Origin of the sequence: Pseudomonas sp. NPDC047961 (assembly GCF_050272435.1) — a bacterium.
Lineage (GTDB): Bacteria > Pseudomonadota > Gammaproteobacteria > Pseudomonadales > Pseudomonadaceae > Stutzerimonas.
The window spans coordinates 1,048,795-1,061,689 of sequence record NZ_JBNNMD010000001.1 but is presented as its reverse complement, the minus strand read 5'-3'; the positions used below and the strand labels follow the sequence as shown (position 1 = coordinate 1,061,689).

7 protein-coding genes and 1 pseudogene are annotated in these 12,895 nt (G+C 62.7%); all 8 read left to right on the top strand.

Translation table 11 applies throughout. From position 1 onward, the window contains the following. Positions 1 to 88: 88 nt before the first annotated feature. The gene (locus ACQKIK_RS05025; RefSeq protein WP_499134950.1) at positions 89 to 3,559 is read left to right on the top strand and encodes an indolepyruvate ferredoxin oxidoreductase family protein; all 3,471 of its coding nucleotides are present in this window, start codon (positions 89 to 91) and stop codon (positions 3,557 to 3,559) included. Positions 3,560 to 3,815: 256 nt separating this feature from the next. Continuing rightward, the gene (locus ACQKIK_RS05020; protein ID WP_499134948.1) at positions 3,816 to 4,907 is read left to right on the top strand and encodes a Glu/Leu/Phe/Val dehydrogenase dimerization domain-containing protein; all 1,092 of its coding nucleotides are present in this window, start codon (positions 3,816 to 3,818) and stop codon (positions 4,905 to 4,907) included. 105 nt (positions 4,908 to 5,012) lie between these two features. Then, on the top strand, positions 5,013 to 6,422 hold the full coding sequence (locus ACQKIK_RS05015; RefSeq protein WP_499134946.1) for a sodium-dependent transporter: 1,410 nt from the start codon (positions 5,013 to 5,015) through the stop codon (positions 6,420 to 6,422). A gap of 330 nt (positions 6,423 to 6,752) precedes the next feature. Continuing rightward, the gene (gene maiA / locus ACQKIK_RS05010) at positions 6,753 to 7,433 is read left to right on the top strand and encodes a maleylacetoacetate isomerase (RefSeq protein ID WP_499134944.1); all 681 of its coding nucleotides are present in this window, start codon (positions 6,753 to 6,755) and stop codon (positions 7,431 to 7,433) included. Positions 7,434 to 7,512: 79 nt separating this feature from the next. After that, positions 7,513 to 8,979: a sodium-dependent transporter gene (locus ACQKIK_RS05005; RefSeq protein ID WP_499134943.1), complete on the top strand. Its 1,467-nt coding sequence runs from the start codon at positions 7,513 to 7,515 to the stop codon at positions 8,977 to 8,979. Positions 8,980 to 9,226: 247 nt separating this feature from the next. After that, positions 9,227 to 10,258: pseudogene (locus ACQKIK_RS05000) on the top strand (cache domain-containing protein); the annotation flags it as partial. A 93-nt stretch (positions 10,259 to 10,351) separates the two neighbouring features. After that, positions 10,352 to 11,116 carry a methyl-accepting chemotaxis protein gene (locus tag ACQKIK_RS04995; protein WP_499135198.1) on the top strand — a complete coding sequence of 255 codons (765 nt, stop codon included), beginning with the start codon at positions 10,352 to 10,354 and terminating at the stop codon, positions 11,114 to 11,116. A 1,095-nt stretch (positions 11,117 to 12,211) separates the two neighbouring features. After that, positions 12,212 to 12,895: a type 1 glutamine amidotransferase domain-containing protein gene (locus tag ACQKIK_RS04990; RefSeq protein WP_499134940.1), complete on the top strand. Its 684-nt coding sequence runs from the start codon at positions 12,212 to 12,214 to the stop codon at positions 12,893 to 12,895.

Below are 12,895 nucleotides of genomic sequence, written 5' to 3'. Positions count from 1 at the left end.
ACAGCTTGCCGTGCGGCTCCCCACGACCTGTTAGGCGGGATGTGAAAACCACATCCCAGACTCCGATAAAAACAAACAGGAGCGCCACATGTCATTGGCCGAGATCCGCCTGGATGACAAGTACCGGCTCGCAACCGGACATCTGTACCTCACCGGCACCCAGGCGCTGACCCGCCTGCCCATGCTGCAGCATCAGCGCGACCAGGCTCAGAATCTGAATACCGGTTGCTTTATCTCCGGCTACCGCGGCTCGCCGCTTGGCATGCTGGACAAGAGCCTCTGGGAAGCGCGCGATTTCCTTAAGCAGAACGCCATCCACTTCCAGCCGGGCCTCAACGAGGAACTGGCGGCGACGGCGGTCTGGGGTAGCCAGCAGACCAACCTGTTTCCTGGCGCCAAGTACGACGGCGTGTTTGCCATGTGGTACGGCAAGGGCCCGGGCGTCGACCGCTCCGGTGACGTCTTCAAGCACGGCAATGCCGCGGGCGTTTCGCCCCATGGCGGCGTGCTGCTGCTGGCCGGTGACGACCACGGCTGCAAATCCTCGACGCTGCCTCACCAGAGCGAGCACGCGTTTATCGCTGCCTCGATCCCGGTGCTGAACCCGGCCAACGTTCAGGAGATTCTTGACTACGGCATCATCGGCTGGGAGCTGTCGCGCTATTCCGGCTGCTGGGTAGCGCTCAAGACCATTGCTGAGAACGTCGATTCCTCCGCCGTGGTAGAAGTTGATCCGCTGCGGGTGAAGACGCGCATTCCCGATGACTTCGAACTGCCTGAAGACGGCGTGCACATTCGCTGGCCGGACCCGCCGCTGGCGCAGGAAAAGCGCCTCAACCTCTACAAGATCTACGCCGCGCGAGCCTTTGCGCGGGCCAACAACCTGAACCAGGTGATGCTCGACTCGCCGAACCCGCGCTTAGGCATCATCACTACCGGCAAGTCCTATCTCGACGTGCGCCAGGCGCTGGATGACCTCGGTCTGGACGAAGCGCTGTGCGCCCAAGTCGGCCTGCGGGTACTCAAGGTCGGCATGAGCTGGCCGCTGGAGCCGGTTTCGGTGCATGAATTTGCCCAGGGCCTGGACGAGATCTTGGTGGTCGAGGAAAAGCGCAGCATTCTCGAAGACCAGCTCACCGGCCAGCTCTACAACTGGCCGCTGGACAAGCGCCCACGGGTAGTCGGCGAGTTCGACGAGCACGGCACCTCGCTGCTGCCGAACCTCAGCGAGCTGACCCCGGCGATGATCGCCCGGGTGATCGCCAAGCGCCTCGCGCCGATCTACACAAGCGACAGCATCCAGGCGCGCCTGGCCTTTCTCGCCGCCAAGGAAAAGGCCCTTGCCGCCCGCAGCTACGACACGGTGCGCACCCCGCATTACTGCTCCGGTTGCCCCCATAACACCTCGACCAAAGTGCCCGAAGGCAGCCGCGCCTCGGCCGGCATCGGCTGTCACTACATGGTGCAGTGGATGGACCGGCGCACCGAGACCTTCACCCAGATGGGCGGGGAGGGCGTGAATTGGATCGGCCAGGCGCCGTTCACCGATACGCCGCACATGTTTCAGAACCTCGGGGATGGCACCTACTTCCATTCCGGCAGCCTGGCGGTACGGGCGGCGGTGGCCGCCGGGGTGAACATCACTTTCAAGATTCTCTACAACGATGCGGTCGCCATGACCGGTGGCCAGCCCATCGACGGCGAATTGCGCGTCGACCAGCTCAGCCGGCAGGTCGCCGACGAAGGCGTCAAACGTATCGCCCTGGTCAGCGACGAGCCGGACAAATACCCGACTCGCGAAACCTTTGCGCCGATCACCAGCTTCCACCATCGCCGCGATCTGGACGCCATCCAGCGCGAGCTTCGCGAGTTCAAGGGCGTCTCGGTGATCATCTATGACCAGACCTGTGCCACCGAAAAGCGCCGTCGGCGCAAGCGCGGCAAGCTGGAAGACCCGGCCAAGCGCGCCTTTATAAACCCGGCCGTGTGCGAAGGCTGCGGTGACTGCGGCGAAAAGTCCAACTGCCTGGCGGTGATGCCGCTGGAAACCGAGTTGGGCCGCAAGCGCGAGATCGACCAGAACGCTTGCAACAAGGACTTTTCATGCGTCGAAGGCTTCTGCCCGAGCTTTGTCACCGTGCACGGCGGCGGGCTGCGTAAGCCCGAGGCCATGGCTGGCGGTATCGAGGCGGCGACATTGCCCGAGCCACAGCACCCGGCGCTGGATCGGCCGTGGAACGTGCTGATTCCAGGCGTTGGCGGCAGCGGCGTGACCACCCTTGGCGCGCTGCTGGGCATGGCCGCGCATCTGGAAGGCAAGGGCTGCACCGTGCTCGATCAGGCGGGGCTGGCGCAGAAATTCGGCCCGGTGGTCACGCATATCCGCATCGCCGCCAAGCAGGACGATATCTATGCAGTGCGCATTGCAGCCGGTGAAACTGATCTGCTGCTGGGCTGCGATCTGGTGGTGGCCGCCGGTGACGACTCGCTCACTCGTCTTAACGACCAGATCAGCCATGCGGTGATCAACAGCCACGAATCGGCGACCGCCGAATTCACCCGCAACCCCGATGCCCAGGTGCCGGGCAAGGCCATGCGCGAAGCGCTGGTCGAGGCGGTGGGCGCAGAGAAAACCCATTTCATCGATGCGACCTACCTGGCCACTCGCCTGCTGGGCGATAGCATCGCCACCAACCTGTTTCTGCTGGGCTTTGCCTATCAGCAGGGGTTGTTGCCGCTGTCTGCCGAAGCCATCGAAAAGGCCATCAGCATCAACGGCGTTGCCGCGGAGTTGAACCAGCAGGCCTTCCGCTGGGGCCGCCGCGCATCGCTGGAACGCGAAGCGGTGGAGAAACTGGCGCGTCCGGCTGAAACGGCCGAGCCCATCTGCCAGACTCTGGAAGAGATCGTCGACTGGCGTGTGGATTTCCTCACTCGTTACCAGAACGCCGCCTATGCCAAGCGGTATCGCGCCAAGGTGGAGCAGGTGCGGGCGCTGGATACCGCCGATGATCTGGCGCTGTCCAAAGCCGTGGCGCGTTATTACTTCAAACTGCTCGCCTACAAGGACGAGTACGAAGTCGCGCGGCTGTACAGCGAGCCGGAATTCCGCCAGCAGCTCGAAGCGCAGTTTGAAGGCGACTACAAACTGCAGTTCCATCTGGCGCCGGCCTGGTTGGCCAAGCGTGACAGCACCACCGGCGAGCCGCGCAAGCGCGAGCTCGGCCCTTGGGTGCTGAACGCCTTCAACGTGCTGGCGAAGCTGAAGTTCCTGCGTGGGACGCCGTTGGACGTGTTCGGCTACGGCCATGACCGCCGCGTCGAACGTGAGTTAATCAGCGAATACGAGCGCAACCTCGACGGCCTCCTGGCGCAACTCAAGCCGAGCAACTACCGCACCGCTGTGGCCATCGCTGCGCTACCGGAACTGATCCGTGGCTACGGCCCGGTGAAGGAGCGCTCCATCGCCAAGGCCCGCCAGCAGGAAAAGGTGCTCAAGGAGCAGCTGAACCGCGGCGACGAGGTGCAGACAGTGCGGCTGTTCGAACCGGCGGCCTGACCGCCCCGGCGCTGGGCGCTCGTCGAGTGGGCCAGAGTTGTTCGGTGGGCTAAAGCCCACCCTACAGAACTAGCGGAGTACAGGCTTTTGGTGGGCTGAAGCCCACCCTACGGCCAGGCCGCGACGACGAGCTGCAGCTTTGTAGGGTGGGCCGGGCGGCGTTCCGCTTAGCCCACCGTTTCCCAATACGCCGCACAGAACATTGAAGGAGCCTGCACAGCAGGGCTCTCGACAGAACAACAAAGAGGAATCCGCAATGTCAGTCTTCACCCATCCCGATTTCGATCACCACGAACAGGTGGTGTTCTGCCACGACAAGGCATCGGGCCTGCGCGCGATCATCGCCATCCACAACACCACGCTCGGCCCGGCGCTGGGCGGCTGCCGGATGTTCCCCTACGCCAGTGACGACGATGCCGTGCGCGACGTGCTGCGGCTGTCTCGCGGCATGACGCTTAAATCCTCGCTGGCCGGACTCAAACTCGGCGGCGGCAAAGCCGTGATCATCGGCGATCCGCATACCGGCAAGAGCCAGGCGCTGCTGCATGCCATGGGCGATTTCGTCGATAGCCTTGGCGGGCGCTACATCACCGCGGCCGATTCCGGCACCGGCGAGCCGGAAATGCAGGCCTTCGCCCAGCGCACCCGCCACGTCATCGGTGCGACGCCGCGCACCACGCTGGACGGCAGCATCGCCAGTGGCGATCCCTCACCGTCCACCGCGCTTGGTGTATTCGTCGGGCTGCGCGAGGCGGTGCGTCAGCGTCTGGGTCGTGACGATCTGACCGGTCTCAAGGTCGCGATTCAGGGTGTCGGGCATGTCGGTCTGGGGCTGGCCCGGCACTTGAAACAGGCCGGTGCCGAGCTGTGGGTCTGCGACATCTTCGATGCCAACGTGCGTCAGGCCATGGAGGAGCTGGGTGCCAACGCGGTGCGCCCGCACGACATCTACGGGCTGGACGTCGATGTGTTCGCCCCGTGCGCCATGGGAGGCATCCTCAACGCCGAAACGCTGCAGACCCTGCGTGCGCCGGTGATCGCCGGTGCCGCCAATAACCAGCTGGCGAGCCCGGAGATCGGCGCCGAGCTGCAGCGTCGCAACCACCTCTACGCCCCGGATTACGCGATCAATGCAGGCGGCATCATTGACGTGTACCACCAGCGCGTCGGGGGCAGCGCGGCGCAAAGCGATGCGCACATCAGAGGCATCGCAGAAACCCTTCGCGAAATCTTCGAGCGGGCTGCCAGCAGTGGCGAGTCCACTTCGATCGTCGCCGATCGATTGGCGCAGGAGCGGCTGGGCGGCGTGCACGCAGTGCCACAGCAGCCGCAGCGCCTGCAGGCGTAACGAGCATGAGGGCGGCCCAGTGCCGCCCGTTTTGTTTTCGGCAGCCCGAGCCGTTCTGCCGAGCGTGTGCAAATCCCTGACAAAAACAACAAGCAGGAATCCACAATGACTGACAAAAGCAGCATTGCCGCCGGTACTCTCGGTGGCGCCTCCGTTCGTACTCAGCAAAGCGCCGCGCGCGGCCTCTGGTCCTCGCGCTGGGTGTTCTTTCTGGCCGCTACCGGTTCCGCGGTCGGTCTGGGCAATATCTGGAAATTCCCCTACATCACCGGTGAGAACGGCGGCGGCGCCTTCGTGCTGGTCTACCTCGGCTGCATTCTACTGATCGGCATTCCCTTGCTGATGGCCGAAGTGATGATTGGCCGGCGTGGTCGGCAGAACCCCGATGGCGCAGTGGCTCGCCTGGCCAGAGAGGCTGGTGCCAACACCAAATGGCGCATTGCGGGTTGGCTCGGCGGCTTGACCGGCTTTCTCATTCTCAGCTTCTACCTGGTGGTGGCTGGTTGGGCGCTGTCCTATATCCCGACCACGCTCAGCGGGACTTTCAGTGGCGTAGGTGGTGATGCCAGCGGCGAGCTATTCAGCGGCTTGCTGGCCAGCCCGATGCGGTTGATCGTCTGCGGCACGCTGGTGCTGGCGGCGACCATGCTGATCGTCGGTTTCGGTGTGCGCGGCGGGCTGGAGCGCTCGCTGCGGTTCCTGATGCCGGGTCTGTTCGTGTTGCTGCTGGGGCTGGTCGGCTATGCCGCAGTCACGGGCGAGTTCCTGCAGGCGCTGGAGTTTCTCTTCGTGCCGGACTTCTCGGCATTGACCGCCACCAGCGTGCTGATTGCCCTGGGGCATGCTTTCTTCACGCTCAGCCTCGGTGCCGGGGCAATGATGGTCTATGGCTCCTATTTGCCTGAGGGCACGTCCATCGCTAAGACTTCGGTACTGGTGGCGCTGGCTGACACCGTCGTCGCGCTGCTGGCCGGTATGGCGATCTTTCCGCTGGTGTTCGGCAACGGTCTGGAGCCGGGCGCCGGGCCGGGGCTGATCTTCGTCACCCTGCCCATCGCCTTTGGGCAGATGCCGCTGGGCCAGGTAGTCGGCGGGCTGTTCTTCGTCATGCTGGTAATCGCCGCGCTGACCTCGGCGATATCCCTGAGCGAACCGAGCATCGCCTGGATGACCGAGCGCTTCGGCCTGAGCCGCCTCAAAGCCGTGCTGGTCAGTGGCGGCCTGCTTTGGGTACTGAGCCTGGGCAGCGTTTTCTCCTTCAACCTCTGGGCTGACTACCAACTGTTCGGCAAGACCTTTTTCGACAGCCTCGACTATCTCACCACTAACTGGCTGATGCCATTGGGCGGGCTGATGACGGTGCTGTTCACCGGTTGGGTGATGAAGGAGCAAACGGTGCGCGACGCCATAGGTATCCGACACGGCGGGTTGTTCCGCGCCTGGTGGTTGCTGCTGCGCTTCGGTACGCCGCTGGCGATCGTGCTGGTGTTCCTCAACTTGAGCGGGCTGATCTAGGGGAAGCGCAGTCGCCGTCGCGTTACGCACAATATGGGTGGTGAAGAAGCGCGGTGCGACCAGCTGTCGCACCGCGCCGTCAGGTTTTCGTTACGCACTCACCGACGCAACCTTGCACTGCGGCGCTCGCGACGAGCCGTAAAGAAAACCTTCCAGCCCCAGCGCGTTGAAGCAGCGAGCTGTGCTACCGGCGGGCTTGTGCACCCCGTCGGAGTGGTTTGTTATGGGGGCGGCCAGCCAATCCTGCGGTCTAGCGATCATTGATCGCCAGGGCTGCGGGGACGGTCAAAGGATATTGCCCGCCACAGAGAAACACGTACTGGGAGCGTTATGAGCAGTGAAACAACCACAACGGCCGGTTCGTCGCCCACGCTGAAACTCTACGGCTACTGGCGATCCAGCGCCGCCTACCGGGTACGCATCGCGTTGAACCTCAAAGGCCTCGCCTTCGAGAACCTGCCCGTGCATCTGGTCAAGGACGGCGGCCAGCAGCGTTCGGCCGACTACAAGGCGCTCAATCCGCAGGGCCTGGTGCCTTTGCTGGTAGACGGCGAAGAGCGCATCAGCCAATCGCTGGCGATTCTCGAATACCTGGAGGAGGTCTTTCCGTTACCGGCTTTGCTGCCGGACGATCCGGCCGACCGCGCACGGGTGCGCTCATTGGCGCTGCATATCGCCTGCGACCTGCATCCATTGAACAACCTGCGCGTATTGCAGTACCTCAGCGGCCCGCTGGGCGTCGAGGACGAGGCGAAGCAGCAGTGGATCCAGCACTGGATTCACACGGGCCTCGCTAGCGTCGAAGAGGGCTTGGCCGCGTTCGACGGCAAGCTGTCACTCGGCAGGCGGCCTGGCTATCTGGAGGCATGCCTGATTCCGCAGGTATACAATGCGCGCCGTTTTGCCTGTGACCTCAGCGCGTACCCGCGCATTTTGCAGATGACCGAGCAGTGCGAATCCCTCGAAGCCTTTGCCAATGCAGCTCCGGAGGTGCAGCCCGACGCTCAATAGGTTTATCCGCCTTGCACTCCGTCGCGTCATGAGCGCGGCGGGTTCGATTCCGTCACAGATAACAACAAACAGGTGACGCATGACCCGTGAAAAACCCAAGAACCTCTGGCTCTCCCGCTGGGGCTTCATTCTTGCCGCGACCGGCTCTGCAGTCGGCTTGGGCAACATCTGGAAATTCCCCTACATCACCGGCGAGTACGGCGGCGGCGCCTTCGTGCTGATGTACCTGGCGTGCATTCTCGCCATTGGTATTCCGGTGATGATGACCGAGATCGCCATCGGCCGTCGGGGTCGTGGCAGCCCCATCGATGCCATTGGCAGAGCGGTCCGCGAAAACGGCAGCAGCTCCCTGTGGAAGGGCGTCGGCGGCATGGCCATGGCGGCCGGCTTCCTGATTCTCTGCTTCTATGTGGTGGTGGCCGGTTGGGCGTTCGCTTATACGGTGAAGATGCTCGACGGCTCGCTGGCGGCCAGCTCGGTCGAGGGTTTGGCGCAGGTGTTCGAGGCGCACAACGCCAACCCCTGGCAGCTCGGTGGCTGGAGCGTACTGGTGGCGTTGTTGACGCTATGGATCGTGGCCAAAGGTGTACAGCAGGGCATCGAAAGTGCGGTGCGCTGGATGATGCCGGGCCTGGCGGTGATGCTGTTGATCCTGGTTGGTTATGCCTTCACCAGTGGCGGCTTCGATCAGGGCTTCGCCTTTCTGTTCAGCTTCGATACCTCCAAGCTCACCGGTGAAGCGCTACTGGCCGCACTGGGCCACGCGTTCTTCACCCTCAGCCTGGCGTCCGGGGCGATTCTGACCTACGGCTCCTACATCCCCGACGGACAGTCCATCGCGCGGACCACCTTCATGGTCGCGATTGCCGATACGGCCGTAGCGCTGCTGGCGGGGCTGGCGATTTTCCCGATCATCTTTGCCAACGGCATGGACCCGACTGCCGGACCCGGCTTGATCTTCATGAGCCTGCCGCTGGCCTTCCAGCAAATGCCGTTCGGCACCGTATTCGGCACGCTGTTCTTCGCCATGGTGTCGATTGCCGCGCTGACGTCAGCGATCTCTATGATCGAAGCCACAGTGGCCTACCTCAACGAAAAGCACGGCATCAGCCGCCTCAAGGCCGCCATCGGCGCCGGCGCGGTATTGCTGGTGATCAGCCTGCTGGCGATGCTCTCGTTCAATCTGATGGCCGGTTGGACGCCAATGGGCAAGAACTTCTTCGACTGGCTCGACTACCTGACCTCGCGCTGGATGATGCCACTGGGCGGAATCTTCATCGTGATCTTTGCCGGCTATGCCCTGCGCAGCGAGATCATGCGTGACGAGCTGGATCTTCCACCGCTGGGCTATGCGCTGTGGCTGTTCATGGTCCGCTATGTTTGTCCGGTGCTGATCACCATGGTGTTCCTGCATGCCCTCGGCTGGCTGGGCTTCGACCCGCTGGTGCGCTGGTACTGGATCGCCGGAGCCATCGGTGCGCTGACTGTCCTCGGCGAGGGGTTGCGACCTCGCGTTCTGCCGGCGCTGACTGGGCGCAACGCCTGATCTTCTGCAGAGACTCGATCTAGGTGACTAAGCGGCACTTCCGGAAATGGAGGTGCCGTTTTTGTAACTGAATTGCAGGCGTCTCAGCGAAAGGTCAGGCGGCCAGCCCCCCCCGTTGTTACTGGCTTTGCGACAGACGGCACCCTAAAGCTCTCTAAAGCGTTGCCGATAATTTGATCAGCGCAAGGACGCTTCAACAGAAAACGGATCTTCGTATTGACCCAGATCAGTTCTCGGACCCGCGCCCATGCCCCGTCGTCTTAAATTCAGCCACAAGATCTTGCTGGCCGCCTCGCTCGTGGTGATCGCGACCTTTGCCCTGTTCACCCTGTTCAACGATTATCTGCAGCGCAACGCGATTCGCGACAACCTCGAAAGCTACCTGAATGAGATGGGCGATGTTACCGCCCATAACATCCAAAACTGGCTGTCCGGTCGGATCCTGTTGGTGGAAAGCGCTGCGCAGTCCATCGCCAACGACAGCTCCGATCAGAGCGTGGTTGCTTTGCTCGAACAGAAGGCGCTCGTCTCGACCTTCGGCTTCACCTATCTGGGTGAGCAGAACGGCCGCTTCACCATGCGTCCGGAAGACGAAATGCCCGCCGGGTACGACCCGCGCACCCGCCCCTGGTACAAGGACGCGGTGGCTGCTGGCGGAACGACCCTTACCGAACCCTATGTCGACGCGGCCACGGGTGAGCTGATCATCACGATCGCCACCCCCGCGCGCAGCGGCAGCCAGACGGTTGGCGTGGTGGGCGGCGATCTGGGTTTGCAGGCGCTTGTCGATATCATCAACGCGCTGAACTTCGACGGTATGGGTTACGCGTTTCTGGTCAGCGGTGACGGCAAGGTGCTGGTCCACCCGGACAAAAGCAAAGTGATGAAAACGCTGGCTGAGCTGTATCCGCAGAACACACCTTCGGTAACCGGCGATCTCAGCGAATCGGAGCTGGACGGCCAGGCACGCATCCTCAGCTTCAGTCCCGTTCCGGGACTGCCTTCGGTGACCTGGTACGTCGGCATCTCCGTGGAAAAGGAAAAGGCTTACGCGGCGCTGTCGAGCTTCCGTACCTCGGCGCTCGTCGCCACTGTCATCGCTGTGGTGTTCATCATGGTCCTGCTGGGCATGCTGATCCGCGTGTTGATGCGGCCACTGACCGACATGGGCCGCGCGATGAGCAATATTGCCGAAGGCGAGGGCGACCTGACCCGCCGCCTGACAGTGCAATCGCAGGACGAATTCGGCACGCTGGCGCTGGCCTTCAACCGCTTCGTCGAGCGTATTCACGGCTCGATTCGCGACGTGGCCTCGGCTACCGAGCAGGTCAACGAAGTGGCGCAACGTGTACTGGCCGCCTCCAATTCGTCGATGCTCAATTCCGACGAGCAAGCCAGCCGCACCAACAGCGTCGCAGCGGCGATCAATGAACTCGGCGCCGCCGCGCAGGAGATCGCCCGCAACGCGGCCGACGCTTCGCAGCAGGCCAGCGGTGCCAGCCACCAGGCCGAAGACGGTCGCAAGGTGGTCGAGCAGAACATCGAGGCCATGAAACGGTTGTCGAGCAACATCAGCGCGTCCTGCCAACAGATCGAGGCGTTGAACACCCAGACGGTTGGCATCGGTCAGATTCTCGACGTGATCAAGGGCATTTCCGAGCAAACCAACCTGCTGGCGCTCAACGCAGCCATCGAGGCGGCGCGTGCCGGTGAAGCCGGGCGCGGCTTTGCGGTGGTGGCTGATGAGGTGCGCAGCCTGGCGCATCGCACCCAGACCTCGGCGCAGGAAATCCACGGCATGATCGAGAAGCTGCAGGTCGGGGCGCGTGATTCGGTCAGCACCATGACCGAGAGTCAGCGTCAGAGCGAATCGAGCGTCGGCATCGCCAACCAGGCCGGTGAGCGCCTGGGCAGCGTGACCCTCGCCATCGGCGAGATCGATGCGATGAACCAGTCAGTCGCGACCGCCACCGAAGAACAGACCTCAGTGATCGAGTCGCTGAACATGGACATCACGGAGATCAACACGCTGAACCAGGAGGGGGTCGAGAACCTGCAATCCACCCTTCGGGCCTGTGGAGATCTTGAGCAGCAGGCTGCGCGGCTGAAGCAGCTGGTGGGGAGCTTCAGGATCTGATCTGGTGTTGGGTGAGGAGGGCGCTTCGGCGCCCTTTTTTGTGCCCGTCTGTATCCGCCACTTATGTAGAAGCGAAGGGAGACGCCTAGGCTTGATCGGGTGCTCGCGGCGCGCTCATCTTGGTACGGCGCCGCCCTGACGTAGGCCCTAACCTCAGGTTTCGCCCTGCTGGGCGATTCACTTTTTTCAAACGCACCTGCCCGGCCGGCAAAAAAGTAAGCAAAAACGCTTGCCCCTGCATCCGGCCCCGGCTGCGCCGGGGTTCCCTCGCTCCGGTGACGTTCCAGGGGCCCGCCGCGATGGGCCATCCATGCCGATGGCGGCCCCGACCCAACACAGCTCTCGCGGCATCCATGCCGCTCAACCCCTTCCACGCCACCTGCGCTCGGCCTCCTGAAAGGGGCGATCGGGTGGTGTCGGAGATAACGTGCAACGAAACGGTTTTAGCGGCTATATGTAGGGTGGGTAACGCGAAGCTTACCCACAGCTTTTGGTGGGCAAGGTCCGTTATCAATCGTGGTACCGAGCGCTGTGGAAAATGCTTCGCAGTTTTCCACCCTACGAAGCTAAAGGGAGGCGAGATCTAGTCGCTTGGCAACTCTCAACGTAACAAATATAGACTTTGCCTTTTTGCTGATGAACAGACTATCAGACGATGCCGAACGCCCCTTTCAGGAGGCCGAATGGAATTGCTGCGTAGAGGGGCGAGCGGCATGGATGCCGCGAGAGCCGTGAAGGGCCATGGATGGCCCTTGCGCGGCGACCCTCGGAGTAGCGATGGAATGAGGGAAGTCGAGCTCAGCGAGACCCGGATGCAGGGGCAAGACCTTTTGGTTCCTTTTGGGGCAATTGCAAAAAGGGACTCGCCCAGCAGGGCGAAACCAATGCCTCGGCTGACCTTGGAAACCGGGTCATACGCAGCTAACCCAAGCTCAAACAGTCCGTGGGCTCGGGGGCGGAACTTGGGGCGGCCCCAAAAGCGCGTGCTGCGCTGCCCATCACCGTGCGCAACACAACGACATTGACCCATTCCCCACACCCATGGTCGAGATGAATCAAGGGCCTGCATTCGGGCCCCCGATCAAAGGAGACCCCATGAAAGTTCTCATCGTGCTCACATCCCACGACAAGCTCGGCGACACCGGCAAACCCACCGGCTTCTGGCTCGAAGAATTCGCCGCCCCTTACTACGTCTTCAAGGACGCTGGCGCTGAAATCGTCCTCGCCTCACCCAAGGGTGGTCAGCCGCCGCTGGATCCGAAAAGCGATGCGCCGGACGCTCAGACCGAGATGACCCAGCGCTTCAAGAACGACGCCGAGTCCCAAGCGCTGCTGGCCAACACGCACAAGCTGGATGAGGTATCGGCAACGGACTTCGATACGGTCTTCTATCCCGGCGGTCACGGCCCGATGTGGGACCTGACGAGCAATGCGACGTCCATCGCCCTTATCGAATCCTTCATCAAGGCACGCAAGCCCGTAGCGGCGGTCTGCCATGCGCCTGCCGCGCTGGTACAGGTGCGCGGCGTGGACGGTGAATACCTTGTTAAAGGCAAGCGCGTCACCGGCTTTACCAATACCGAGGAGGAGGGGGTGCAGCTCACTGAGGTGGTGCCCTTCCTGCTGGAAGACAAGCTGAAGGAGATCGGTGGCGACTACAGCAAGGGGCCGGACTGGTCGTCCTATGTGCTGGTCGATGGCCTGCTCGTCACAGGCCAGAACCCGGCGTCCTCGGAAGAGGCCGCCCGCGAGTTGCTCAAACTGTTGAAGGCCGGCTGA